This window comes from Streptomyces sp. NPDC058534, assembly GCF_042717365.1.
GTDB lineage: Bacteria > Actinomycetota > Actinomycetes > Streptomycetales > Streptomycetaceae > Streptomyces.
Map to the genome: position 1 here is coordinate 53,464 of NZ_JBHXNW010000027.1, position 25,218 is coordinate 78,681.

23 protein-coding genes and 2 pseudogenes are annotated in these 25,218 nt (G+C 74.0%); 13 read left to right on the plus strand and 12 right to left on the minus strand.

Annotation, left to right across the window (positions count from 1 at the left end):
* The first annotated feature begins 70 nt into the window (after positions 1–70).
* The gene (locus ACFWR9_RS18465) at positions 71–967 is read left to right on the plus strand and encodes a helix-turn-helix transcriptional regulator (RefSeq protein WP_383842961.1); all 897 of its coding nucleotides are present in this window, start codon (positions 71–73) and stop codon (positions 965–967) included.
* Here the strand turns inward: ACFWR9_RS18465 and ACFWR9_RS18470 are convergent.
* The 5 genes from ACFWR9_RS18470 to ACFWR9_RS18490 all read right to left on the minus strand — a co-directional run bounded on the left by ACFWR9_RS18470 (position 918) and on the right by ACFWR9_RS18490 (position 4,816).
* Positions 918–1,877: a TerC family protein gene (locus ACFWR9_RS18470; RefSeq protein ID WP_383842963.1), complete on the minus strand. Its 960-nt coding sequence runs from the start codon at positions 1,875–1,877 to the stop codon at positions 918–920. The genes ACFWR9_RS18465 and ACFWR9_RS18470 overlap by 50 nt on opposite strands.
* Before the next feature lie 117 nt (positions 1,878–1,994).
* A complete protein-coding gene (locus ACFWR9_RS18475; RefSeq protein ID WP_383842966.1) occupies positions 1,995–3,014 on the minus strand; it encodes an RNA polymerase sigma factor RpoD/SigA in 1,020 nt (339 codons plus the stop codon).
* Between the two features lie 57 nt (positions 3,015–3,071).
* Positions 3,072–3,497: a CBS domain-containing protein gene (locus tag ACFWR9_RS18480; RefSeq protein ID WP_383842969.1), complete on the minus strand. Its 426-nt coding sequence runs from the start codon at positions 3,495–3,497 to the stop codon at positions 3,072–3,074.
* A complete protein-coding gene (locus tag ACFWR9_RS18485; protein WP_383842972.1) occupies positions 3,494–3,967 on the minus strand; it encodes a PPC domain-containing DNA-binding protein in 474 nt (157 codons plus the stop codon). Before ACFWR9_RS18485 ends, ACFWR9_RS18480 begins: the two co-directional genes overlap by 4 nt.
* Before the next feature lie 72 nt (positions 3,968–4,039).
* A complete protein-coding gene (locus ACFWR9_RS18490; protein WP_383842975.1) occupies positions 4,040–4,816 on the minus strand; it encodes an IclR family transcriptional regulator in 777 nt (258 codons plus the stop codon).
* 212 nt (positions 4,817–5,028) lie between these two features.
* Between ACFWR9_RS18490 and ACFWR9_RS18495 the strand changes: the two are divergent.
* A pseudogene (locus tag ACFWR9_RS18495) lies at positions 5,029–5,430 on the plus strand (cupin domain-containing protein); the annotation flags it as partial.
* Positions 5,430–6,414, plus strand: a pseudogene (locus ACFWR9_RS18500) (FAD-dependent monooxygenase); the annotation flags it as partial. The pseudogenes ACFWR9_RS18495 and ACFWR9_RS18500, both read left to right, overlap by 1 nt.
* Here ACFWR9_RS18500 and ACFWR9_RS18505 read toward each other — a convergent pair.
* Positions 6,380–8,362 (minus strand): BTAD domain-containing putative transcriptional regulator, encoded by a 1,983-nt coding sequence (locus ACFWR9_RS18505; protein WP_383842978.1) that lies wholly within the window; start codon positions 8,360–8,362, stop codon positions 6,380–6,382. The pseudogene ACFWR9_RS18500 and the gene ACFWR9_RS18505 sit on opposite strands and share 35 nt — an antisense overlap.
* A 172-nt stretch (positions 8,363–8,534) precedes the next feature.
* On the opposite strand from ACFWR9_RS18505, the gene ACFWR9_RS18510 reads away from it, so the two are divergent.
* Positions 8,535–9,413, plus strand: a complete 879-nt coding sequence (locus ACFWR9_RS18510) for an alpha/beta fold hydrolase (protein WP_383842981.1) — start codon at positions 8,535–8,537, stop codon at positions 9,411–9,413.
* 100 nt (positions 9,414–9,513) lie between these two features.
* Positions 9,514–10,848: an MFS transporter gene (locus tag ACFWR9_RS18515; protein ID WP_383842984.1), complete on the plus strand. Its 1,335-nt coding sequence runs from the start codon at positions 9,514–9,516 to the stop codon at positions 10,846–10,848.
* Positions 10,849–11,155: 307 nt separating this feature from the next.
* On the opposite strand, the gene ACFWR9_RS18520 is transcribed toward ACFWR9_RS18515, so the two are convergent.
* On the minus strand, positions 11,156–12,235 hold the full coding sequence (locus ACFWR9_RS18520) for a hypothetical protein (protein ID WP_383842987.1): 1,080 nt from the start codon (positions 12,233–12,235) through the stop codon (positions 11,156–11,158).
* A 78-nt stretch (positions 12,236–12,313) separates the two neighbouring features.
* Entirely contained in the window at positions 12,314–12,742 is a 429-nt protein-coding gene (locus ACFWR9_RS18525; protein WP_383842990.1) for a VOC family protein, read from the minus strand.
* A 239-nt stretch (positions 12,743–12,981) separates the two neighbouring features.
* Between ACFWR9_RS18525 and ACFWR9_RS18530 the strand changes: the two genes are divergently transcribed.
* From ACFWR9_RS18530 to ACFWR9_RS18540, 3 genes are all read left to right on the plus strand, one after another.
* Positions 12,982–13,353, plus strand: a complete 372-nt coding sequence (locus ACFWR9_RS18530; protein ID WP_376352390.1) for an ArsR/SmtB family transcription factor — start codon at positions 12,982–12,984, stop codon at positions 13,351–13,353.
* Positions 13,350–13,664, plus strand: a complete 315-nt coding sequence (locus tag ACFWR9_RS18535) for a hypothetical protein (protein ID WP_383842993.1) — start codon at positions 13,350–13,352, stop codon at positions 13,662–13,664. The genes ACFWR9_RS18530 and ACFWR9_RS18535 overlap by 4 nt, the downstream gene beginning before the upstream one ends.
* A gap of 205 nt (positions 13,665–13,869) precedes the next feature.
* The gene (locus tag ACFWR9_RS18540; protein WP_383842996.1) at positions 13,870–15,975 is read left to right on the plus strand and encodes an MMPL family transporter; all 2,106 of its coding nucleotides are present in this window, start codon (positions 13,870–13,872) and stop codon (positions 15,973–15,975) included.
* A 75-nt stretch (positions 15,976–16,050) separates the two neighbouring features.
* On the opposite strand, the gene ACFWR9_RS18545 is transcribed toward ACFWR9_RS18540, so the two are convergent.
* Both ACFWR9_RS18545 and ACFWR9_RS18550 read right to left on the minus strand, forming a co-directional pair.
* Positions 16,051–16,476 carry a PPOX class F420-dependent oxidoreductase gene (locus ACFWR9_RS18545; protein ID WP_383842999.1) on the minus strand — a complete coding sequence of 142 codons (426 nt, stop codon included), beginning with the start codon at positions 16,474–16,476 and terminating at the stop codon, positions 16,051–16,053.
* Positions 16,477–16,553: 77 nt separating this feature from the next.
* The gene (locus ACFWR9_RS18550) at positions 16,554–17,444 is read right to left on the minus strand and encodes an NAD(P)-dependent oxidoreductase (RefSeq protein WP_383843001.1); all 891 of its coding nucleotides are present in this window, start codon (positions 17,442–17,444) and stop codon (positions 16,554–16,556) included.
* A gap of 391 nt (positions 17,445–17,835) precedes the next feature.
* Here ACFWR9_RS18550 and ACFWR9_RS18555 point away from each other — a divergent pair, with 391 nt between their 5' ends.
* The gene (locus tag ACFWR9_RS18555) at positions 17,836–18,300 is read left to right on the plus strand and encodes a type II toxin-antitoxin system PemK/MazF family toxin (RefSeq protein ID WP_383843004.1); all 465 of its coding nucleotides are present in this window, start codon (positions 17,836–17,838) and stop codon (positions 18,298–18,300) included.
* Between the two features lie 19 nt (positions 18,301–18,319).
* On the opposite strand, the gene ACFWR9_RS18560 is transcribed toward ACFWR9_RS18555, so the two are convergent.
* Positions 18,320–19,135 (minus strand): TIGR02452 family protein, encoded by an 816-nt coding sequence (locus tag ACFWR9_RS18560; protein ID WP_383843007.1) that lies wholly within the window; start codon positions 19,133–19,135, stop codon positions 18,320–18,322.
* 287 nt (positions 19,136–19,422) lie between these two features.
* Between ACFWR9_RS18560 and egtA the strand changes: the two genes are divergently transcribed.
* Genes egtA through egtD form a run of 4 tightly spaced genes read left to right on the plus strand, consistent with a single transcriptional unit; the run spans position 19,423 to position 23,844 of the window.
* Positions 19,423–20,724: an ergothioneine biosynthesis glutamate--cysteine ligase EgtA gene (egtA, locus tag ACFWR9_RS18565; RefSeq protein ID WP_383843009.1), complete on the plus strand. Its 1,302-nt coding sequence runs from the start codon at positions 19,423–19,425 to the stop codon at positions 20,722–20,724.
* A complete protein-coding gene (gene egtB, locus ACFWR9_RS18570) occupies positions 20,721–22,085 on the plus strand; it encodes an ergothioneine biosynthesis protein EgtB (RefSeq protein WP_383843012.1) in 1,365 nt (454 codons plus the stop codon). The genes egtA and egtB overlap by 4 nt, the downstream gene beginning before the upstream one ends.
* Positions 22,085–22,885, plus strand: a complete 801-nt coding sequence (gene egtC, locus ACFWR9_RS18575; RefSeq protein WP_383843015.1) for an ergothioneine biosynthesis protein EgtC — start codon at positions 22,085–22,087, stop codon at positions 22,883–22,885. Before egtB ends, egtC begins: the two co-directional genes overlap by 1 nt.
* Positions 22,882–23,844: an L-histidine N(alpha)-methyltransferase gene (gene egtD, locus ACFWR9_RS18580; RefSeq protein WP_383843018.1), complete on the plus strand. Its 963-nt coding sequence runs from the start codon at positions 22,882–22,884 to the stop codon at positions 23,842–23,844. The genes egtC and egtD overlap by 4 nt, the downstream gene beginning before the upstream one ends.
* Positions 23,845–23,856: 12 nt before the next feature.
* Here the strand turns inward: egtD and ACFWR9_RS18585 are convergent, their stop codons facing one another.
* A complete protein-coding gene (locus tag ACFWR9_RS18585; RefSeq protein ID WP_383843021.1) occupies positions 23,857–25,125 on the minus strand; it encodes an extracellular solute-binding protein in 1,269 nt (422 codons plus the stop codon).
* Positions 25,126–25,218: the final 93 nt, after the last annotated feature.

Here is a 25,218-nt window from a genome sequence, read left to right on the forward strand (position 1 = left end):
GCCTGTTTTCTGGTGTTCTTGGTCCCTGGGTTCCACTCACGACCGGACGCCGGCCGTGTTCACTGGGGGCATGACGGCGACGGAGTTCGGGCGGGCGCTGCGGCTGCGCAGGGACCGGGTCTCCCCGGAGGCGGCCGGACTGCCGGCGGGCGGTCACCGGCGCGCGGCCGGTCTGCGGCGCGAGGAACTGGCGCTGCTGGCCGGTATCTCCGTCGACTACGTCACCCGCCTGGAACAGGGCCGGGCCGCCCACCCGTCGGCGCAGGTCGTCGAGGCGCTCGTCCGGGCGTTGCGGCTGCCGCCCGGGGAGCGCGCCCATCTGTTCCGGCTGGCCGGCCTGGTGCCGCCGGGGCCCGAGGCGGTGCCGGCGTACATCCCGCCGAGTGTGCACCGGCTGCTCGACCGGTTGGCCGGCACTCCCGTGGCGGTGTACGACGCGGCCTGGACTCTGCTGCTCGCCAACCCGCCGTACGCCGCGCTGATGGGCGACGCCTCGCGGTGGCGCGGCGCGGAACGCAACGGTGTGTGGCGCAACTTCGTCGGTCCGGGCGGCCGGGCGCGGTACTCGCCGGAGGAGCGCCGGGTGTTCGAGGCGGCGCTCGTCTCGGACCTGCGCGCGACCACCGGCCGCTATCCCGCCGACCGCCGGCTCGCCCGGCTGGTCGCGGAACTGCGCGCCCGCAGCGCACGGTTCGCCAAGCTGTGGGAGGCGGGCGCGGTCGGACATCACGCCGCCGCCCGCAAGACCGTCGAGCATCCGCGGGTCGGGCCGGTCACCCTGGACTGCGACGTGCTGGGTGTGGCGGGCCACGATCTGCGGATCATGGTCTACACGGCCGAACCGGACACCGCCGACGCCGAACGGCTCGCCCTGCTCACGGTCCTCGGCACCCAGGAGCTCGCCGAGCGGACGCCCGTCACTCCTGCTCCTGCCGCTTCGCGGCCCACAGGCTCGTCGCCGTGGTGATGGCGAGGACGAGCACGATGAAGCCGAGCGAGAACGGGATGCTGATCTCGGGGACGTGCACGCCGGACTCGTGCAGGGCGTGCAGCACCAGCTTGACGCCGATGAAGCCGAGGATGACCGACAGCCCGTAGGAGAGGTGGACCAGCTTCTTCAGCAGGCCGCCGATGAGGAAGTACAGCTGGCGCAGGCCCATCAGGGCGAAGGCGTTGGCCGTGAACACGATGTACGGATCCTGGGTCAGCCCGTAGATGGCGGGGATGGAGTCCAGGGCGAACAGGATGTCGGTGAAGCCGATGGCGAGCATCACGACCAGCATCGGCGTCATGACCCGCCGGCCGTTCTCCTCCACCCACAGCTTGGTGCCGTGGTAGCGGTCGGCGACACCGAAGCGGCGCTCGATCGACTTCAGCAGCTTGTTCTCCTCGTACTCCTCGTGCTTGTCGGCGGTCCCCCCCTTGCGGGCGTCCTGGATCAGCTTCCACGCGGTCCAGATGAGGAAGGCGCCGAAGATGTAGAACACCCAGGAGAATGCGGAGATGATCGCCGCGCCGGCCGCGATGAACGCGGCGCGCAGCACCAGGGCCACGAGGACGCCGACCATCAGCACCCGCTGCTGGTACTGCGAGGGCACCGCGAACTTCGCCATGATCAGGACGAAGACGAAGAGGTTGTCGACGCTGAGCGACTTCTCCGTGATGTAGCCGGCGAAGAACTCGCCGCCCGGCCCGCCGCCGCCGACCAGGATCAGCCCCACACCGAACAGGCAGGCCAGGACCACCCAGACGGCGGTCCAGATCCCGGCCTCCCGGATCGACACGTCGTGCGGCTTGCGGCCGATGAAGAAGTCGGCGGCGATGAGGACGCACAGGCCCGCGACGGTGAGCAGCCAGACGCTGAGGGAGACGTTCACCGGTGCTCCTCGGGCGGGCGGGAGGGGACGGGAAGCGCGTACGGGTTCTCCGTCAGGTTGTTTCCGGGACGCGGCCAGGGCAACCCGGCCGCGCGTCCGGCCCGCGCACCGGTGTGGTCAGCTCGCCCAGTCCAGCAGGCGGTCCCGGGTCTCGGGGGCGCGCAGATGGGCCAGCGAGGCCTTCTCCAGCTGGCGGACGCGTTCCCGGGTGAGGCCCACGTGCTGGGCCACCTGGTGCAGGGTGCGGGGGCGGCCGTCGTGCAGGCCGTAGCGGAGGCTGAGGATCAGGGCCTCGCGGGGTGCGAGGGTGCCGACGGCCTCCCGCAGCTCCGCCGCCAGCGCCTGGAACTCGGCGACCTCCGGGGCCCGCAGCACCTCGGTGTCCGGGATGAGGTCGCCGACGACGGTCTCGCCGGTCTCGTCCACCGGGGTGTCCAGGCTGACCGCGTCCCGCCCCACCCGGCGCAGCCAGACGACCTTGTCGACGTCGATGCCGCTCTCGGCGGCGACCTCCTCGGTGGTGGGCTCGCGGTCGAGCCCTCCGCGGAGCTTGCGTTCGACCTTGGCGAGCTTCTGGAGCTGCTCCACGACGTGCACCGGCAGCCGCACCGTGCGCGCGTGCGTCGCCAGGCCCCGTTCGATGGCCTGGCGGATCCACCAGGTGGCGTACGTGGAGAACTTGAATCCCTTGGAGTGGTCGAACTTCTCCACGGCCCGGATCAGCCCGAGGTTGCCCTCCTGGATGACGTCCAGGAGGGGCAGCCCGCGGTGGGCGTGGCGCTTGGCCATCGACACGACGAGCCGCAGGTTGGCCCGCACCATGTGGTCCTTGGCCGCCCGGCCGTCGTGGACGGTCTCCTCCAGCGCGCGGCGCGTTCCGGGCGTGGGGGCCGGTTCGCCGGTGTCGGCCGACTCCAGTTCCTCCCTGGCCCGGACGCCGGCCTCGATGCGTACGGCCAGCCGTACCTCGTCCTCGGCGGTCAGCAGTGGGGTGGCGCCGATCTGGGTCAGGTACTGGCCGAGCAGGTCGGGTTCCTCGTCGGGTTCCGGGATCCGGCTGCGCAGCCGCGCGGTGCGGGCGGTGGCGCGGCGGTCCTCCCCCGTGCCCGCCGCGGGGGTTCGTGCCAGGGGGGCCATGTCGCTTCCTCCGTCCCTGCCCGGCGCCGTGCCGTCGCGTCCCGGCGCCGGGGTACGTCAGTGGTCGGGTGCGGCCCGGCTGATGTCCGCCAAGGCGGAGTGCGGGTCGTCGGCGGTGGCGAGGTCGCCGAGGGTGACCACGCCGACCGGGACGCCGCCGTGCTCGACGACGGGGAGCCGGCGTACGGCGTGGTGCCGCATCAGTTCGGCGGCGTGGTCGGTGGTGTCGTCGGGATCGAGCGTGACGACGGGCGGGGGCGTGCACACCGCGCCGACCGTGGTCTCGTCGGGGTCCCGGCCGTCGGCGACGCCGCGGATCACGATGTCGCGGTCGGTGAGCACGCCGAACAGGTCGCAGTCGTAGGTCACCAGGACGTCGCCGACGTTCTCCTCCCGCATCAGCCGGGCGGCCCGCGCCACCGTCGTCATGGGCTCGACGGCCACCGCGGCCGGTGACATCACGTCTCGGATGCGCCGTGTCATGATCGCGCCTCCCGGGTGTCGCTACGGGGTTCCGTACGGCCCGGGTCGATCAGGGCCAGGCCGATGTCGGGGTGGTGGGTCTTGGCCAGTTCGGCCGGGCTGTCCCGCACGACGACCTCCAGCGTCGGCCAGACCCGGCCGGACAGCAGGTGCCCTCCGCGGGTGGAGCCGTCGGAGAGGCCGAGTACGGCGTGCAGGTGCGGGGTGGGTCCGTGGTCGGCGACGGCGACGTCGCCGATCAGGGACAGGACCTCGCACTGTTCCTCCACCGGGATGCGCCGGTAGACCTTCGCCCGCCGGTCGAACCAGCCGACGACCGCCTCGGAGAAGGCGCCCACGGCGGTCACCTGGGACGCTCCGAGCGACCGGTCGCGGGCGAAGGCGCCGAGTTCGGCGACCGCGTCCTCGCCGGCGTCCAGCACCACCACGTACACCGCGGACGGACCGTCCTGCACCTGCTGCCACTTCATGCGCACCGGGTACCCGACGCGGATCCGGGCAACCGGCCCACGGCGGGCCGCGAGGCCTCGGCGGTCCGTGCGTCAGCGTCCCGCCGCGAGATCCGCCTCCAGGGCCCGCGCGGCCGCTTCGAGCGTCGCGACCAGGGAGCGCAGGCCGCGCGGGTCGTAGCGCACGCTCGGCATCGACACCGACAGGCCCGCCACGGCCCTGCCGTTCTCGTCGCGCACCGGGACGCCGACGGCGACCAGGCCCCGCTCGGAGCGTTCCCGGTTCACGGCGAAGCCGCTGCGGGCGACGCGGTCCAGTTCGGTGCGCAGCGCGCCGAGGTCGGGGCGGTCGCCGGGCCGGTCGCGGTAGCGCTCGGGCGCGAACACGTCGGCCAGTTCCCCGTCGGTCAGTTCGGCGAGCAGCAGCAGGCCGGCCGTCGTGCGGTGGGCGGGGAAGACCATGCCCTCGCGGGAGCCGACGCGCAGCGCCCGCGCGCACTCCTCGCTCGCGATGAAACGGGCGGTGTCGCGGGTGCGGATGGTCAGGTTCGCCGTCTCGTCCAGGAGGTCCACGAGCCGGCGCAGGTGGGGCAGCGCGGCGGCGCGCAGCAGGGAGACCTGGGAGCGGGAGTGCGCGGCCAGCTCCAGGACGGGTCCGGCGTGGTAGACGCGGTGGTCGTCCCGTACGGCGAAGTCCCGGTAGACGAGCATGGCCAGCAGCCGGTGGGCGGTCGAGCGGGCCACGCCCAGCCGCTCGGCGATCTCCGAGACGGTCAGCGCGCCCTCCAGCTGGAGCATCGTGGCGGCGCGCAGGGCGTGGTCGACGCTGGCGATGGCGTACGCCGGCGGGTTCTTGAGCGGCTTGTCCACGGGGCGGCCTCCGGACCTTCGCGTTCGATTCTGCACTCCAGAATCTACATGTCCGCCTTGTGGACGGGACGCACGCTGAAGCGGTGACTTCCTCCCTCACCGCAGAGACCGACTCCCCGGACCCCGCCACCGGCTCCTCCCCCGGCACCGACAGCTCCCCCGTCCGCCTCCACGCCGTCTCCGCGGCCGACCAGCCCGAGGTCACCCCGGCGCTGGAGGAGCTGTACCGGGGGTTCGAACAGGAGCTGCTCGTCCCGCTGTGGACCGAGATCGGCGACCTCATGCCCTCCCACCCGCGCTCCCGCGCCGTACCGCACCTGTGGCGCTGGGAGCGGCTGCGCGAGCTGACCGCGCGGGCCGGTGACATCGTGCCGGTCGGGCGCGGAGGTGAGCGCCGGGCCATCGCGCCGGCCAACCCCTCGCTGGGCGGACGCCCGTTCGCCACACCCACCCTCTGGGCGGCCGTCCAGTACCTGATGCCGGGCGAGGACGCGCCCGAACACCGGCACACCCAGCACGCGTTCCGCTTCGTCGTCGAGGGCGCGGGCGTGTGGACGGTCGTCGGCGGCGATCCGGTCGCGATGCGGCGCGGCGACTTCCTGCCGCAGGCCGGCTGACCCGGCTCGACCTGCGGGATCTGGAGCGGCACTACGGCTTCCCGTACCTGGTCATCCACCGCAGCGACCTGCACGGCCTCTTCCTGCGCGCCTGCCGCGCCGCCGGTGTCGAGCTGCTGACCGACCGCGCGGTGGTGGCCTACGAGCACACCGACGGGGGTGCCCGGGTGCGTCTGGCGGACGGCCGCACCGAGGAGGCGCCGCTCGTGATCGCCGCCGACGGGCTGCACTCGGTGGCCCGCCGGCAACTGGTCGGCGACGACGTGGTCAGCTCCGGCTACGTCGCCTACCGCGCGGCCGTCCCGATCGACGAGGTGCGCGGCAACGGCGTCGCGGAGAAGGACGTCACCGTCTACGTCGGCCCGCGCTGCCACTTCGTGCAGTACGCGCTGCGCGGCGGGGTGATGTTCAACCAGGTCGCCGTGTTCGAGTCGCCCAAGGCGCTGGCCGGACAGGAGGACTGGGGCACGCCGGACGAGCTGGACGCGGCCTTCGACGCCACCTGCGACACGGTCCGCAAGGGCATCCCGCTGATGTGGCGGGACCGCTGGTGGCAGATGCTCGACCGGGACCCCGTCGAGACCTGGGTGCACGGCCGGATCGCGCTGCTCGGCGACGCCGCGCACCCCCCCACTCCAGTACATGGCGCAGGGCGCGGTCATGGCGATCGAGGACGGCTGGGTGCTCGCCCGGCACGTGGCCCGGCACGCGTCCGCGGCCGGCCCTGACTGGGACGCGGTGCTCGCCTCGTACGAGGCGGTGCGCGTGGAGCACTGCCGACGGGTGCAGTCCACCGCCCGTGCCTGGGGCGAACTGTGGCACCTGGACGGCGAGCGGCGACTGCGGCGCAACGCGGTCCTGCGGGAGCGGGACGTCCACGACTACGGCTTCACGGACTGGGTGTACGGCCCCACCGCGCTGACCCCCGACGAGGAACCCGCGATGTTCACGCCGATCCCCCTGACGCCGGCGCCCGCCTGATCGCCGCGAGCCAGTCGTCGACCGGCCCGAAGGTGAGCAGTCCGCTGCCCGCGCCCGCGAGTTCGCCGGACGCGGGCAGCAGCCGTTCGTGGGTGCGCTCCAGGGCCGCGCGGTCGCCGAGTCGGAGGGCGAGCGCGGCCTCGGCGCAGCACAGTGCCTCGTACAGGAGGTCGGGCGGCGGCTGCGTCAGGGCGGCGAGTGCCGTCCGGGCCTCGGCGGTGCGGCCGTCGGCGAGGAGGGCGAACGGCTCGGCCCACGGGCGGTACGGCCCCCAGTCCGCGCCCGGGTCCACGTCGGCCGGCCGGCCGTGGGCAAGGCGCAGGCCGAGCAGGGCGAGGGGCAGCAGTCCTCGTTCGAGGCCGGGCATGCCCGCGCCGTCGAGCCGGGTGGCGGCGGAGCGGTAGGCGGCCGCCGCGGTGTCGTACGGGCTGCCCGTGGCGGCCAGACGCAGGGCCCGGTACCAGTCGGTGAAGACGGCCACCAACGGCCGGTCGTGCCGTGCGGCCAGGCGGTCCACGGCCGTGGCCTGCTCGTCGGCGGCGGTGAGGTCGGCGAGGGCCGAGCGGGCCTGGAGGCGGATCAGGTGGCCGAGGACGGTGTGGTTGACCAGGCCGTGCCGGGTACCGAGGGCGACGAGTTCGGCGCCGAGGGCGTCGCGGCGCGGGGCCAGTCCGGCTCTGGTACAGGACTGCATGAAGACGCCGTTGAGGGCGAAGGCGAGCAGCGCGGGGTCGTCCAGGCGGCGGGCGATGCGCTCGGCCTCGGCCGCCGCGCGCGGCCCGCGCTCGGACCGTACGCCCCGGGACTCCAGTGCGACGGTGGCCAGCAGGCGGCAGCGTGCGGCGTCGCCGGTGGCGTCCCGGGGCAGGGCGGCGAGGGTGCGTTCGGCCGCCTCGACGATCCGGCGGGCGCGTTCGGGGTCGTCGCTGCGGGTCCAGTTGGCGGGGACGTCGTAGGCGCCGATCACCCGGGCGGTCAGCTCCGCGTCGCCCGTCTCCTCGGCCGCCGCGATCGCCGCCGTCCGGTGCTCCCGGGCAGCCTCGAGACCGCCGCCGCCGGTGACCGCGAGGGTGCGCAGCAGGCCGACGGTCGACTCCAGACGGGCGTGCGCGCCGGCGGCGACGGTGCGGTCGTACGCCTCGGTCGCCGCCGCCCACAACCGGGCCGCCGCGTCCGCCGGTTCACCGGGCGGGTCCAGTTCCGGGTCCTGGGCGAGGATCCGGGCCTCCAGGCGGCGCAGCCGGGGGCCGGGGTCGAGGCCGAGATGTCCGGCCAGCCGGCCACGGGCCCGGCGCAGCACGGCGAGGGCGTCCCCCTGACGGCCGGTCCGGTACAGGGCCAGGGCGAGCAGGCGCCAGGCCTCCTCGCGCCAGGGGTGCCCGGTGAGGTGGGCGTCCAGGTCGGGGACGGCCTCGGCGGCCCGGCCGAGGTCCACGAGCAGTTCCGCCCGGCGTTCCACGGCGCGCAGCCGCAGTTCGGTGAGCCGGGAGCGCTCGCCGCGGGCCCACTCCGCCCCGCTGAACTCGGCGTACGCGGGACCCCGCCACTCCTCCAACGCCGCCCGGAGCCGCCCCGGGGCCTGCGCGGTGGGTCCCCGGTCGGCCTCGGTGACGGCCGTCTCGAAGCGCCAGGCGTCCACGGCGTCGGGTGCGGCGCGCAGGGCGTACCCGGGGCCTTCGGTGACCAGCAGCCGGGCCGGGGTGCGTGGCGGGCGGTCGGGTTCCAGGGCGCGGCGCAGGTCCCCGACGAAGGTGCGCACCGCTCCCACGGCCCGCGGCGGGGGTGCCTCCCACAGGTCCTCGACCAGGCGGGCGACGGGGACGGTCCGCCGGCGGGCCAGGACCAGGCGGGCCAGTACGGCGCGGTGCCGGGGGCCCTTGAGGGCGAGCGGGTCGCCGCCGCGCTCGGCCGTGACCGGTCCGAGCACACCGAACGTGACCGCGTCCATGTTCCGTCCGTTCCGATCCGCCCCGCCCGTGCGAGCACCACGGTACGCGTGCTGATCGGTTGCTGATCCGGGCCCGGCAGGCTCGGAGGCAGTCACCGGCACGACGTACGTCGGAAGACACGACGTACGACAGGTGCCGCGATGTACGACAGAAGAGAGGTACGGCACAGCCATGACACCGACCATCCCCGACTTCACCCACGACCGCGTCACGGTCGCCGACGGTGTCGCCCTGCAGGTGGCCGTCGGCGGCTCCGGCAGCCCGGTGATACTGCTGCACGGCTTCCCGCAGACCCATCTGATGTGGCGGCACGTCGCCGCCGACCTCGCGGCCGACCACACGGTCATCTGCCCCGACCTGCGCGGCTACGGCGCCAGCGACAAGCCGTCCGATCCCGACGGCACCGCCTACTCCAAGCGGACCATGGCCGCCGACGTCGTCGCCCTCGCCCGGGCACTCGGGCACGAGCGGTTCGCGCTGGCGGGGCACGACCGGGGCGCGCTCGTCGCGGTACGGGCCGGGCTCGACCATCCGGACGCGGTGACGCACCTGGCCGCGCTGGACGTGCTGCCGACCCTCGACATGTGGGACGTCCTGCACGGCACCACGGCCGCGGTCGGCTTCCACCTGTATCTGATGGCGCAGCCGCCGGGACTGCCGGAGCAGCTCATCGGCGCCGCGCCGGACGCGTTCTTCGGTCACTTCCTCGACGTCTGGACCCGCGACCCGAGGGCTCTGCCCGCCGACGTCCGCGCCGCGTACCTCAAGGCGTCCCGCGAGGCGGTGCCCTCCATCGTGGCCGACTACCGGGCCTCGGCCGGCATCGACGTCGAGCACGACCGGGCCGACCGGGAGCGCGGCGGCCGGCTGCGGATGCCGGTGACCGTGCTCCAGCAGGACTGGGGCGCGGCCCTCGGTTACGACGCCGCCGCGTTGTGGCGTGCCTGGGCGCCGGACCTGTCGCACGACACGGTCGACTGCGGGCACTTCATGGCGGAGGAGGCGCCCGGGGAGGTCACGGGGGCGCTGCGGAGGCTGCTGGCGCGGTAGCCGGTGCGTCGGACGCCCGACCCACCGGCTTCGCGCCACAACGTTCGGTTGTGTGAGCTTGGCAGTCGGTTGTTTGATCCGGGGGCGTCCGCTCGGTTGGATGTCGGGCGTGACGGAATCGGGTGTGACGGGCGGCAGGTCGCTGGGGCGGCGGTTCGGGTGGCTGTGGGCCGCGTACGCCGTCAGCACCTTCGGTACGCGGCTCGCCTTCGACGCCTTCCCGCTGATCGCGGTCCTGGTGCTGGACGCGGGGCCGGCCCAGGTGGCGGCGCTGGCGGCGGCCGGTCTCGCGGTGGGCGCGGTGGTGGCGGTGCCGCTGGGACCGTGGGTGGAGTTCCGGCGCAAGCGGCCGGTCATGATCGCGACGGATCTGATCCGGTGCGCGGTGCTGCTGACCGTGCCGGTCGCGTTCGCGTTCGGGCGGCTCGGCTTCGCCCAGTTGCTGGTCGTGTCGGTCGTCGTCGCCGCGGCCGACATCACGTTCAGGGCGGCCGCCGGCTCCTGTCTCAAGTCGCTGGTGCGGCGGGAGGACCTGCTGACCGCGAACGGCCGCTTCGAGGCGACGAGTTGGACCGCGACGATGTTCGGGCCGCCGGTGGGCGGGGCCGCCATCGGTCTCTTCGGCCCCGTGGTGACGGTGGCGGTCGACGCGGTCAGCTACCTGCTGTCGGCACTGGGCATCCGTGCGATCGGCGGCGGGGAACCGCTCCCGAAGCACACCGCCCCTGACCGGATGCGGTCCCGAGACCTGCTGGAGGGCTGGCGGTTCGTCCTCACCTCGCCCGGACTGCGTCCGCTGTTCTTCAACACGGTCCTGGTCAACGGCCTCATCATGGCGACCGCGCCGCTGCTGGCCGTCCTCATGCTGGGCGATCTGGGCTTCGCGCCCTGGCAGTACGGGCTCGCCTTCGCGGTGCCGTGCGTCGGCGGCCTGATCGGCTCCCGGCTGGCCGGCCCGCTCGTGGCGCGCTTCGGGGAGCACCGGGTGCTGGTCACCAGCGGGGTGCTGCGCGTGTGCTGGCCGGTGGGGCTGGCCTTCGTCGGCCCGGGTGTGCCGGGGCTGGTCCTGGTGATGGCCGTCGAGTTCGCGCTGATCACCTCGGTGGGGGTGTACAACCCGGTGTTCGCCACGCGTCGACTGGAACTGGCCCCGCCGGACCGGGTCGCCCGCACCCTGACCGCCTGGACGATCAGCGGCAAGCTGACGACCGCGGCACTGACCGCCCTGTGGGGCCTCCTGGCGTCCCTGACCGGCCTACGCACGGCGGTCGCCCTGGCGGGCGTCCTGCTCTTGGCGACCCCCCTGCTGCTGCCACGCCGTGACCGCGGCCACGGCCCTGGGTCGGGCCAGGGCTCTGACTCGGCCTCGGACCCGAACTCGAGCGCGGATCCGGACCCGGACCCGGCAACCGGTGCCGCGGGCCCGGCGGCGTAGCCCGGCCGAGGACCGGCAACTTCCGGCAGGTCACCCCGAACAGGGCCGAACACCCGGAGCCGGCGCGACCGCGACCGTGAAGACGCCACTGAGCGCGGCACGCGGCAGCTCCGGCCCGGGACCGGACCCGGCAACTGTTTCACCCAGCTCGGCGGCACAGCCCGCCCCAGCACCGGGAACTCCCGACGCGCCACCGCGAACAACGCCGAACGGTCGGAGCCATGCGCGACCGCAACCACAACGACGGCACCGAACACCGCACACAAATCCGGCCAACCTCGAACTCGCGCCCCGGCAACCAACACCCCTAACCCGGCGGCACAGCCCGCCCCAGCACCGGGAACTCCCGCCGCGCCGCCGCGAACAACGCCGGACAGTCGGAGCCGTACGCGACCGCCGCCGCGAAGACGGCGCCGAGTGCGGCGCGCAGTGGGTCCGGGTCGGCGGCGGCGCGCAGCGCAGGTAGGGCCATGGTCCGTCGTAGGGGGTTGCCCTGGCAGCCGGTGGACGTGTCCGGTGCGGCGGCGGCTATGCGCTCGTCGGTGAAGAAGCGGTCCCAGACCTGGCAGGGGTCGTCGAACGGGGCCGGCAGGGGCTCCCCCTGGTCCAGCGCGGCCAGCGCGGCCGCGATCCAGTCGAGGTCGGCAAGTCCCGCCGCGGTGAGGGCACGGTGCGCCGCCCACCGCGCGAGACTTCGCTGCGTGGCCGGACACGCCGCGTCGACGGCGTCGAGGAGGTCCCGGTTCAGCGGTACGAGCCCGCGCGCGTCGGCGCCGACCTCGCGCACCCGGCGGCTGGGCAGTCGGCCGCCCCAGGAGCGGACCTCGGCACGCTCACGCTCGGTCGGCGCCCCGCACCGGGGAGCGGGCAGCGCGCGGGCGTACCGGTGCCGGTCCCGGGCGCTGCGCGAGGTCTGCCGGACGACCAGGTCCGCGGCGGGCGGGGCCGGCCAGAACTGGAGCAGGTAGTGACCGACGGGCCCGGCAGCCGCGGTGGCGCGGAGGTCGGCCGCCTCACCCCGGTCCAGGCCGCGCCCGCAGTAGCGCACCCGGTGGTCGGCCGGCGGCAGGTCCACCTCGCACAGCGCCGCGTGTCCGCAGGGCAGGACGGCCGTCGACGGGGAGACCGGCCGGAAGGACGCCTCCACGACCTCCTCCCAGCCGTCGTCGAGGGGCGGCGCCGCGCGGTGCACCTCGACGGTCAGGCCGACCCTCCCGGTGCACGGCCCCGTATCCAGCAGGAGACAGCCCGGGACGGCCGCGCCGCACAGACCGTTGGTCTGCCCGGCGCAGGCCTCCGACGGCCCCGGGCCGTACGGGTCCCGGCGGCTGTCCACGTGGAACCGCCCCTGGACGACCGGCAGTTCACCTCTGTACACCGTCCGCACGCCCCATCCCCCTCACATCCGGCACATCCGGCTCCCTGAGGCCACCAGTATGCGGAGGGGGACTGACAACGGGCCGGTTCAGCGGGCCCCGGGCACGTCCTCCGTGACGCCGTTCAACGGCGAGGACGGGTCGCTCCCGTAGGGGCGGGTGAAGGCTTCCATGCCGTGCCCGGACGGGTCGGTGAAGTACACGCCCCGACCGCCGTCGTTGCGGTTGATCCGGCGCGGGTGCCGGCCGGGCGGGTCGGCCTGGACGGGAACCCCGTCCGCCACGAGCCGGGCGAGGATCGCGTCGAAGTCGTCCTCGGCGACAAGGAACGCGTAGTGCTGCACGGGGATGTCGATGTCGACGGTGGCGAAATCGAGGGTGACGCCGTTGGCGGTCGTCACGGGCAGGAACATTCCGGCCGGCTCGCCGACCTCCAGGCCCAGGATTCCGGCGAGGAAGTGCGCGGACCGCTCCCGGTCGCGGGAGAGAACGATGGTGTGGTTGAACTCGACTGACACGGGTCAATGCCTCCACGGGCATCTCCGCGGCGCCTCCATGCCTCACCCGGACGGTGACCGACACGCGATGCCGCGCGGTGGATCTTATATCCCTGACCCACCCCCGAGACATCCCTTATCCGTCCCCCATCCGTCCCTCATCCGTCCCCGAGATGTCCCCGAGATGTGTCAGGAATCTTTGACAGGTCTCCGCGCCCCCTGTCAGCCTTCACTGACAGGTACGACGGAAAGGGGCCGCGATGCCCGAGGCCCCACCTCCGGCACCGACCGGCGACGAGCTGCTCAAGGTGCTCTCCGCACTCGGCAACCCGCACCGCATGCGGATCGTCGCGGCGCTCCTGGAGAGCCGGAACTACGTCAGCGCGCTGGCCCGGCTGATCGGCATGGGCCGTCCGCTGCTGCACATGCACCTGCAACGGCTGGAAGCCGCGGGGCTGGTCGTCGGCACGCTGGAGGTCGGAGAGGACGGCAAGTCGATGAAGTACTACGACGTCACCCCGTTCCTCTACGAACTCACCCCGCGCGTCGTCGCGCAGGCGGCCGCGACGCTCACCGAGACCACCGACCCCGACCGGACCGCCGGCCGGACCGCGAAAGAGGAAGCGAAGTGAACGAGTACGTGGTGACTCTCGCCGCAGGAGCCGAGGAACTGGGGGTCCTGGTCGGTGCCGTGGGCGCGGCCGGGTTCTTCGGTCTGATGATCGTGATCGTCTGGCAGGTCGCGGCCACCTGGCGGGCCCGGATGCTGGCGGCGCGCGAGGAGCAGTACAAGGAGCTCGCCACGAGGTACGCGCGGCTCCTGGAGGACACCGTGGAGCTGCAGCGCCGCACGGCGGAGGAGCAGCGGCAGACCCTGGACGAGCTGACGCAGACCCGGCTCGCGGTCGGTTCGATGGAGAAGATGATGCGCGAGATCGAGTAGCCGCCGCAGGCGTACGGCCGGGAGCGGCAACTCCCGGCCGTACCACGGCGGAACACCCCGGACATCGTCCGGTGACACACCCGAGACACACATCCGTCCCGTACGCCGCGGCAGGTCGACACACCTTCAGCGCCGCGGTGCGGGTCCCGTGCGCCCCGCACCGGTCACCGACCGGCGGGCGCGTTCCCCATGAAGGAGATTACTCATGCGTGCGCTGTTGCGGCGTGTCGCCCGTGCGCCCGGTGGGCGGCGCGGCAAGTGGTTCGTCCTGGCCGCCTGGCTGATCGTGGCCGTCGCCCTGGGACCGCTGGCCGGCCGTCTGGGCGACGTCGAGGACTCGAGCGCCAACGCCTTCCTGCCGCGCGGCGCGGAGTCCGCGCGGGTCAACACCGAGCTGGAGCGGTTCCGTACGGACACGCTGATGCCCGCCGTGGTCGTCCACACCGGCGCGGGCGCCGAGGCGCAGGCGGCGGCCGACCGTTCGGTGCTCGCCCGGTACGTGGCCGAGGGCGAGGAGGTGTCGCCGCCCGTTCCGTCGGAGGACGGTGACGCGCTGATGACGGTGGTGCCGCTGGACAGCGAGGACGACATCACCGCGAAGATCGACGAACTGCGCGACCAGGTGGGCGCCAACGCGCCGCCCGGTGTGGACGTCGTCGTGGGCGGCCCCGCCGCCTCGCTCACCGACCAGGTCGCCGTCTTCGACAGCCTGGACGCCACCCTGATGATCGCCACCGGGCTGGTCGTGGCGGTGCTGCTGCTCATCACGTACCGCAGCCCCGTGCTGTGGCTGCTGCCCCTGCTCTCCGTCGGCTTCGCGGCCGTGCTCACCCAGGTCGGCACCTACCTGCTGGCCCGGTATGCCGGACTGCCCGTCGACCCGCAGAGCGCGGGCGTGCTGATGGTGCTGGTCTTCGGGGTCGGCACCGACTACGCGCTGCTGCTCATCGCCCGCTACCGCGAGGAGTTGCACCGTCACGCCGACCGGCACGAGGCGATGCGGATCGCGCTGGTCCGCTCGGGTCCGGCGGTTCTGGCCTCGGCCGGCACCATCGCGGCGGGCCTCGCGTGTCTGGGTTTCGCGGACATCAACTCGTCCCGTTCGCTGGGCCTGGTGGGCGCCGTGGGCGTGGTGTGCGCCTTCCTCGCGATGGTCACCGTCCTGCCGGCCCTGCTCGTGATCACCGGCCGCTGGGTGTTCTGGCCCTTCGTGCCGCGGGAGGGCACGCCGGCCCGCTCGTCGCGCACCGTGTGGTCCCGCGTCGGGGCCGCGGTGGCCCGGCGTCCCCGCTGGTCGTGGCTGATGTCGGTGGCCGTCACCGGGGCACTCGCGCTCAGCGTGGCCGGCATCTCGATGGGGCTGACCCAGGCGGAGATGTTCCAGGACAAGCCGGAGTCCGTCGTCGCCCAGGAGCGGATCTCGGCGCACTACCCGTCCGGTGCCTCCGACCCGGCGAAGATCGTCACGGCCACCGGGCAGGCCGACACGGTGCGGCGGGCCGCGGCGGACGTCGAGGGCGTGGCCCGCGTGGAGCCGGGCGGCGACCGCAGCCCGGACGGCACGCTCACGCTGCTCTCCGTCGTCCTGGCGGACACCCCGGACAGCGAACGCGCCAAGGACACCGTCGACCGCCTCCGGGACGCCGTGCACGGGGTGGCCGGGGCGGACGCCCTGGTCGGCGGCACCACCGCGCAGAACCTGGACACCCAGCGGGCCGCCGGCCGCGACCTGACCACGGTCGTCCCGATCGTGCTCCTGGTCGTACTGGCCGTCCTGGTGTGGCTGCTGCGCGCCCTGGTCGCGCCGGTGCTGCTGCTGGCCACCGTGGTGCTGTCGTACCTGGCGGCGCTGGGCGCCTCGAACCTGCTCTTCGAGCACGTGCTGGGCTTCGCGGGCGTCGACTGGTCGATGCCGCTGATGGGCTTCGTGTTCCTGGTGGCCCTGGGCATCGACTACAACATCTTCCTGATGCACCGGGTACGGGAGGAGGCCGCCCGGCTCGGGCACACCCGCGGCGTGCTGGAGGGACTGACCAGCACCGGGGGTGTCATCACCTCGGCCGGTGTCGTCCTCGCCGCGACCTTCGCGGTGTTCGCGGGGCTGCCGCTGGTGACCATGGCGCAGATGGGCGTCCTGGTCGGGATCGGGGTTCTGCTGGACACCTTCCTGGTCCGTACGGTGCTGGTGCCCGCGCTCGCCCTGGACCTGGGCCGCTGGTTCTGGTGGCCGGGGAGGCTGTTCCACCGTAAGCCCGGGGGCGAAGTGCCGTACGCCGGCGCGGAGTCGGCGCCCGCGCCCGAGCGGGTCTGAGCGGCGCGAGCGCACACGGGTGCACGCGACGGGCGCGGGCGAGTGCACGCCCGCACCCGTCGCGTGCCGCGCGCGTCAGCCGGACGGCTGGTCGCTGTCCTTCAGCGAGCCCCAGCCGTGCCAGCGCTCCACCTCGATCCAGGCGCTGACCCGGGGCCGCTCCCGGTTCGGGTACGGCTTGCCGGTGTACTGGGCGGAGAGCCGGTCGATGCCCGTGAGGTCCTCGTCGTCGCGCATCTCGGTGACGCGGCCGATGAGGGTGACGTGCGTGTACCAGTCGTCGTCCGCGAGGACGGTGAGGGTGACGCGCGGGTCGCGGCGCAGGTGTCCCAGGCGTACGCGGCCGGCGTCGAGGTTGACCAGCACGCGGCCGTCGTCCTCCCACAGGTACCAGGTGGCCGTGGAGACGGGCGCGCCGTCCGAGCGGAGGGTCGCCATGACGGCCGGGTTGGGGCGGCGCAGCAGTGCGACGGCCTCGGGCGGCAGCGGTGGCTTGGACATGCGGGCTCCTTCTCGTCCTCGTGTGCGCCGAGATCGGCTCGGCGTCGCGGTCTCACGTTCCCCGGTACCCCGGGCGCTCAGTGGGACGACTTCTCCTCGAAACTGGCGAAGTACGCCGCCGCCATGTCCTCGTCGCCGTGGCCCTGCGCGGCGGCGCGTGCCAGGCGGTCCGCACCGGCGGCGGCGAGGTCCAGGCGGACGCCGTTGGCCTCGCCGGCCTCGACGATGAGCCGGGCGTCCTTCTCGGCGGTGCCGACCGCGAACTGGGCGGGTGTCAGCGCGCCGTCCCGGATCAGGCCCGCCTTGGCACGCAGGTAGCCCATGTCGAGGGGCCCGCCGGCGATGGCGTCGAGGAAGGCGTCCGGGTCCACGCCCAGGGCCTTGGCGAGCGAGAGACTCTCTCCCGCCGCGTTGTTCACGGCGAGCACCCAGCTGTTGGCCACCAGCTTCAGCCGGGTCGCGCTGCCGGCCGCGCCGTCCTCGCCGGTCCACACGGTGCGGGAGCCGACGGCGTCGAACACCGGCCCCACCGTGTCCCGGGCGGCGGCCGGACCGGCGGCCAGCACCAGCAACTGGCCGGCCTCCGCGGGCTGCCGGGTGCCCAGAACGGGCGCGTCGACGAAGACGAGGCCGTGCTCGTGGGCGAAGGCGGCCAGGTCGGCGACCGCGTCGACGCCGGCGGTGGTGGACTGCGCCCACACGGTGCCGGGCCGCAGACCGGGTACGGCGCGCCGCATGACGTCGAGCGCGGCCGGACCGTCGTACAGCATCGTGAGGACGACGTCCGCGCCCCGTACGGCCTCCTCGGGGCCGGCGGCGACGTACGCGCCGTCGGCGGCCAGCGGCTCGGCCTTGTCCCGGCTGCGGTTCCAGACGCGGACGGTGTGTCCGGCGCGGGCGAGGTTGCGGGCCATCGCGGCACCCATGATGCCGGTGCCCAGGACGGTCACGGTGAGCTGGTCGGTCATGACGTCGCTTTCTGACTCGTACGGTCGCGGCCACGCCCCCGGGCGGCGAAGCGGGGGCCCGGTGATCAGCCTGCCACCCGATCACGGGCGGCGCCGACCGGACGCGGGCGAGGCGGGGGCGACGGCGGGCAGCCGGAGGAAACGGCGGGCAGCCAGTGCCCTCGCGGGTCCCCGCCGGGGGCGGCGGGCGGCCAGGGGACGACGGCGCGCGGCCGGGGGGAACGGCGGGCGGCCAAGGCCCGCCGCGGGCCCCCGCGGGGGCGACGGGTGGCGGCCAGGGGGACGGCGGCGGCCAGGGGACGACAGCGGGCGGTCGGGGGGACGGCGGGTGGCCGGGGCCCGCCCCGGGGCTCCGCACAGGCCCGCGGCGGCGTCCCGTACGGTACGGCCCGTGAGCGCCTCTACCGACGACAACGACAACGACGGTGACACCGTCCCCGGCCGTTACGGTCCTTCCGCGACCACCGAGGCCGACCCCGGGAGGGTGGGCCGGGTCCGTACCGAGTACTCCCCCGCGCACGACGGTGACCCCGATCCCGGCGAGATCGTCTGGACGTGGGTGCCCTACGAGGAGAACGACGGCAGGGGCAAGGACCGGCCCGTGCTCGTCGTCGCCCGGGAGGCGGCCGGCACCGTGCTGGCGGTGCGGTTGTCCAGCAAGCGGCACGACGGGGACCGGGAGTGGGTGCCGATCGGGAGCGGGCCGTGGGACCGCTCCGGACGGGACTCGTGGGTCGACGTGGACCGGGTGCTGAGGCTGCACGACGCCGGCATGCGCCGCGAGGCGTGCGCCCTGGACCGGATGCGGTTCAATCTCGTACGGCAGCGGCTGCGGGAGCGCTACGGCTGGAGCTGAGGCGATCGACGGCCGCCGGTCACCCGGCCTCGGGGAACGCGCGCGCGAACGCCTCGCGGACCGTGCCGCCCGGCGTGCGGTCCAGGATGCCGAACGCCACCCGCTCGAACGCGGTGGCGAACCGTCCGCCGGGCCCGAGCAGCGTCCTGAACGCGCCCGCGACCTGGACCGGGTCGTTGCGGAACACCCCGCAGCCCCAGGCGCCGAGCACCAGCCGCCGGTACCCGTGGGCGGCGGCCGTCTCCAGCACCCGCTCGGCGCGCGCGGACAGGGCGGCCGGCAGTTCGGCGGCGCGCTCCGGGGCCGTGCGCAGCACCACGCCCGCGTTCGGCGCGGCGGAGGTCAGGAATCCGGCGGTGTACGGCTCGTCGAGCAGGCGGCCGCGGTCGTCCCGGAAGACGGGCACGGCCGGCGAGTGGATGACGCGGTCCGTGTAGAACGGGTCGCGGTGGGCGCGGTGGTGGTCGTAGAACTCGCGCGCCCGCAGCAGGCAGGTGTACAGCGCGGAGCCCCGGCACAGGGCCTCCTCCTGGGCCTGGGCGCCGTTGAGGTAGCCGCCGCCGGGATTGCGGGCGGAGGCGAAGTTGAGCACGGCGACCTCGCCGCCGAGCCGGCGGGCGGCCTCCAGGCTGCTCTCGCCGGTGACCTCGAAGACGGTCCGCACCGGGGTGAGAGCGCCCGGTGCCACGGGCTCCGGCCCGTACATCCGCGTGCCCTCGCGGGCCCGTTCGACCGCGGCGCCGACGGGCACCTCGCGGCCGTCCGCCGTGCGGTAGATCCCGGCCGCCACGATCTGCTCGGTCTGCTGTGCGAGGCCCCGCAGGCGCGCGCTCACGGCGCCACCCCCGTGGACGCCCTGACCACGCGCCGCGCGGTCTCCCCCGTCGTGCTCATGCTGGAATCCTGGGTGATGCTGGTGGTGCGTCGCAACGGAGTTTTGCTGTCGGCAGACACCGGGGAAAGCCCCCGGAAACAAACAGGTCGCGGACATTACCGATCCGGAACATCCCGAAATGCATCCTTGTGCGGAGCCGCACGAGGGTCTTGGGTGGGACGAGTGTGCCGACCCGGCCCACCTGTTCATGGGTCGGCGGCATGGTGGAATCTCAGGAGGATCCCGACATGTCCGATTTGGTTGGTGGCTGTATCCGGCCACGTACCGCCGTCAGTGAGGCCGAGGTCGAGGCGCTGGTCCACGGCATCTGCTTCAAGACCGGTCCGCCCAGGCTCCTCGGTGTCGAGGTGGAATGGCTGGTCCACGAGCTGCGCGCGCCGCGGCTCCCCGTATCACCCGAACGGCTCCAGGCGGTGTACACCGCGCTGCGGGCCGTGCCCCTGAGGTCGGCGCTGACCGTCGAACCAGGTGGCCAGCTGGAGCTGAGTTCGCTCCCCGCGGCCTCCCTGATGGAGTGCGTGCGTGCCGTCTCCGCCGACCTGGACGCCGTCCGCGCGGTTCTGCGCGAGGACGGTCTCGCCCTCGTCGGCCTCGGCCACGATCCCTGGCAAGAGCCGCGCCGCTTCCTGCGGCAGCCGCGCTACGACGCCATGGAGGCCTGTCTCGACCGCACCGGCCCCGCCGGGCGCTTCATGATGTGCGCCTCCGCGTCCGTGCAGGTCTGCGTGGACGCCGGGCACGAGGAACCCGGCCCGCTGGGGCACGTACGCCGCTGGTGGCTGGCCCACCAGCTGGGCGCGGTCCTGGTGGCCGCGTTCGCCAACTCCCCGCTGGCCGGCGACCGGCCCACCGGCTGGCGGTCCACCCGGCAGCTTCGATGGGCCCAGATAGGCACCGCCCGGGCCGGCGGCCCTCCGCTGAACACCGACCCGCGCGGCGCCTGGACCCGGCACGTCCTGGACGCCCCGGTGATGTGCGTACGCGACGACGGCGGGCCCTGGGACGTACCGGAGGGCCTGACCTTCCGGGAGTGGACCAGGAACCGGGCGCCGAGGCCGCCGACCCGCGAGGATCTCGACTACCACCTGACCACGCTGTTCCCGCCGGTCAGGCCGCGCGGCCACCTGGAGCTGCGCATGATCGACGCGCAGCCCGGCGACGACGGCTGGATCGTGCCGCTCGCCGTGACGGCAGCGCTGTTCGACGATCCGGAGGCCACCGAGACCGCCTACCGGGCCGTCAAGCCGCTCGCCGAGCGCACCCTCGGCCTGCCCGGCCCGCACAACCCGCTGTACGAGGACGCGGCCCGCGACGCCCTCACCGATCCGGAGCTGCGGGAGGCGGCCGTCACCTGCTTCGCGGCCGCGCTCGACGCGCTGCCCCGGCTCGGCGCCACGACCGAGGTCACGGACGCCGTCGCCGGGTACCTGGAGCGTTACGTCCGCAGGGGCCGCTGCCCCGCCGACGATCTGCTGGACCCGCCGGACGGCGCGAGCCCTGGCCCGCACGGGAGGGAGACCCGCTCATGACCGACCCCGCCATGGACACCGCCACCGACACCGCCGCCCACGCCACCGCCGACCCCGGCGACGCCGACGCGCTGCGCGAGCGGGCCCTGGACACGCTCGTCCGCGCCCGCGCCCGCACCACCCTGCTGACCAGCTGCATCGAGGGGCCCGACCTCACCGCCCAGGTGTCGCCGCTGATGTCCCCGCTGGTCTGGGACCTGGCGCACATCGGCAACCAGGAGGAGCAGTGGCTGCTGCGCGCGGTCGGCGGGCACGAGGCGATACGGCCCGAGATCGACAGCCTGTACGACGCCTTCGAGCATCCGCGCGCCGAACGGCCCCGGCTGCCGCTGCTGTCGCCCGCCGAGGCCCGTGGGTACGCGGCCGACGTGCGCGGCCGGGCGCTGGACGTGCTGGAGGGGGCCGCGTTCCACGGGACCCGGCTCACCGAGGCGGGCTTCGCCTTCGGGATGATCGCCCAGCACGAGCAGCAGCACGACGAGACCATGCTGATCACCCACCAGCTCCGCAAGGGCCCGCAGGCGCTGACCGCCCCGGACCCGGACCCGGTGCCGCTGTTCACCGGCCCGTCGGAGGTCCTGGTGCCCGGGGGCCCGTTCACGATGGGCACCTCGACCGAGCCGTGGGCGCTGGACAACGAACGCCCCGCGCACCGGCGGGAGGTGGCGCCGTTCTTCCTCGACACGACGCCGGTGACCAACGGCGCGTACCGGGCGTTCATCGACGACGGCGGCTATGACGACCCGCGCTGGTGGGCTCCGGAGGGCTGGGACCACATCCGCCGGCACTCCATCACCGCCCCGCTGTTCTGGCGCCGGGACGGCGGGCAGTGGCTGCGGCGCCGCTTCGGGGTCACCGAGGTGGTGCCGGCCGACGAGCCGGTGCTGCACGTGTGCTGGTACGAGGCCGACGCGTACGCCCGCTGGGCCGGCCGCCGGCTGCCCACCGAGGCCGAGTGGGAGAAGGCCGCCCGGCACGACCCGGCGGGCGACCGCACGGCCCGCTACCCGTGGGGCGACGCCGACCCGGGCCCGGAGCACGCCAATCTCGGCCAGCGCCATCTGCGCCCGGCGCCCGCGGGCAGCTACCCGGCCGGTGAGTCGCCGCTCGGTGTGCGGCAGTTGATCGGCGACGTGTGGGAGTGGACGTCGAGCGACTTCGCCCCGTACCCGGGTTTCCGGGCGTTCCCGTACAAGGAGTACTCGGAGGTGTTCTTCGGGCCCGACCACAAGGTGCTGCGCGGCGGTTCGTTCGCCGTGGACGCGGTGGCCTGCCGGGGCACGTTCCGCAACTGGGACTATCCGATCCGGCGGCAGATCTTCTCCGGGTTCCGCACCGCGCTGTCGGCGGAGGTCGCCTGATGTGCCGACACCTCGCGTACGTCGGCCCCGAGGAGCCGCTCGGCCGGCTTCTGGTGGCGCCGCCGCACGGCCTGTACCGCCAGTCGTGGGCGCCCCGGCACCAGCGGTACGGCACGGTCAACGCCGACGGGTTCGGCGTCGGCTGGTACGCCGCGGGCGACCCGGTGCCGGCCCGGTACCGCCGGGCCGGGCCGATCTGGGCGGACCAGTCCTTCGCCGACCTGGCCCGGGTGGTGCGGACCGGGGCGCTGCTGGCCGCCGTACGGGACGCGACGCTGGCGGGCGCCGACGCGGAGGCCGCGGCCGCGCCCTTCGCGGCGGGCACCTGGCTGTTCAGCCACAACGGAGCCGTGAGCGGCTGGCCGGGCTCGCTGGCGGGGGTGGCCGGGACGCTGCCGGCCGGGGAGCTGCTGTCGCTGGAGTCCCGCAACGACTCGGCGCTCGTGTGGGCGCTGGTGCTGGCCCGGCTGCGGGCCGGGGACGACGAGGGCCGGGCGCTGGCCGAGACGGTGCTGGAGGTCGCCGCGGCGGCCCCCGGCTCCCGGCTCAACCTGCTGCTCACCGACGGCGCCGCGATCACGGCGACCACCTGGGGCGACACGCTGTGGTACCTGACCCGCCCCGGCGGCGGCACGGTGGTCGCCTCGGAGCCGTACGACGACGACCCGCACTGGCAGGAGGTCCCCGACCGCACGCTGCTCGTGGCGGGCCGCACGGAGGTGCAGCTCACCCCGCTGAAGGAACCGGGCGATCCCGCCCCCGCCGACGCTTTCGCCTCTCCCAAGGAGCCCCGCACGTGAGCCAGTTCCGACTGACCCGCACGCTGCCCGAGGACGCCACGGGCGCCGCCCTGCGCGCCGACGTCCTGGCGGGCCTGACGAGCACGCCCAAGTGGCTGCCGCCCAAGTGGTTCTACGACGCGCGGGGCAGCGAGCTGTTCGAGGAGATCACCGCGCTGCCCGAGTACTACCCGACCCGGGCCGAGCGGGAGATCCTCGTCGACCGGGCCGGCGAGATCGCCGCGGCGACCGGCGCCCGGACCCTGGTGGAGCTGGGTTCCGGTTCCTCGGAGAAGACGCGGTTCCTGCTCGACGCGCTGACCGGCCTGCGCGGCTACGTGCCGGTCGACGTCAGCGAGAGCGCCCTCACCCAGGCCGGTGAGGCGCTCGTCGCCGAGCGGCCGGACCTCCAGGTGCACGCGCTGATCGCCGACTTCACCGGCGGTCTGACGCTGCCCGACACGCCGGGTCCCCGGCTGGTGGCGTTCCTGGGCGGCACGATCGGCAACCTGCTGCCCGACGAGCGCGCCGCGTTCCTGGCCGCCGTACGCGCCCTGCTCTCCCCCGGCGATGCCCTGCTGCTGGGCACGGACCTGGTCAAGGACGAGGGGGTGCTGGTCCGGGCGTACGACGACGCGGCCGGGGTGACCGCCGAGTTCAACAAGAACGTGCTGTCCGTGATCAACCGGGAGCTGGAGGCCGACTTCGCGCCCACCGCCTTCGAGCACGTGTCGCGATGGAATCCCGAGCGGGAGTGGATCGAGATGCGGCTGCGTTCGCGCGCCGCGCAGACGGTCAAGGTCCAGGCGCTCGACCTGGCCGTGGACTTCGCGGACGGGGAGGAGTTGGGCACCGAGGTGTCCGCGAAGTTCCGGCGGGAGGGCGTACGGGCCGAACTCGCCGCGGCCGGGCTGGAACTGGCCCACTGGTGGACCGACGGCGAGGACCGGTTCGCGCTGTCGCTGAGCGTGGTGCGCTGAACCCGCGCGGGTTCAGCGGGCGTTGACGTCCAGCAGTTCGGTGATGCGGTCGGAGGCCTTCCGGGCCTCCGACTTCGCGTCGGCGCCCTTGAGCACCTTCGTCATGTAGTCCTTGATCGGGTTGGCCGCCTCGACGGCACCCCAGCGGGGCGTACCGGGCGTCGCCCGGCCCTGTGCGGCACCGGCCGCCATGGCCGCGGCGCCCTCCTCGCCCGCGACGGCCTTGGCGAGCGACTTCTTGTTGGGGACGTAGTTCATGGTGCGGGCCAGGTCGGTGTTCCACTTGGCGCCGGCCAGCGCCTCGACCACGGCGAGGGCGCCCTCGTGTTCGTCGGCGTTCTTCGGGACGACGAGGTCGGAGCCGCCGGTGAAGACGGCGCCGGGCTTGCCGGCGTTCTTGCCGGGCACCGGGAAGAAGCCCAGCTCGCCCTTGAGTTCGGGGTTCTCGCGGACGATGGACTGGGCGAGGCCGGGCACCGCGACGATCTGCGCGACCTGCCCCTTGGCGAACACGTCGCCCTGTGGGGGATGTTCCTCGTCGGCGTCGGCCGGCCCGTCGCCGAGGGCCTGAAGTTCCTGGTAGAAGTCCATGCCGCGCAGGGCGGCCGCGGAGTCCAGGGCGCCCGTCCAGATGCCGCCGTCGCCGTCCTGGGTGGCCAGCTCGCCGCCCTCGTCCCAGATGAAGCCGGAGAGCGTGTACCAGTCCTGTCCGGCGAGGTAGATGCCCTGGCGGCCGTCGGAGTCGAGCTTCTCGGTGGCGGTGATCCACTCCTCGCGGCTGCGGGGCGGCTCGGCGACGCCGGCCTGCTCGAAGAGGTCCTTGCGGTAGATGACGACGCGGTTGGCGGCGTACCAGGGGATGCCGAACTGCTGGGACATGTACTGTCCGGGTTCGGCGAGGCCCGGCAGCCAGTCGCGGATGCCCCAGTCGCGCATCGACTCCAGGGTCAGGTCCTGCAGCCGGCCGCCCTCCGCGTACTGCGGCACCTGGGTGTTGCCGACCTCGATGACGTCGGGCCCGTCCGTGCCGTCGCCCTTCAGCGCGGTCTGCACCTTGTCACCGATGCCGGTCCACTCCTGGATGCGGATGTCGAGGTCGAGGTCGCGGTGGTCCTTCTCGAAGCCCTCGGTGAACCGCCGCAGGAAGCCCTGCGAGGCACTGTCCTTCATCAGCCACACGGTGACGGTGCGCCGCTCGCTCCCGCCGTCCTGCGAGATCAGTCCGCAGCCGCTGAGCAGCGAGGCGGACACACAGACAAGGGCGAGGGGGCGTCGGCTCACGAGGGGTCCTTCTGTCTGACGGACAGGGGGCGGAGGCGGACAGGGGTGTCCTGCGCACACCAAGGGGGACCCGACATGGGGGGCGAGCCCGAA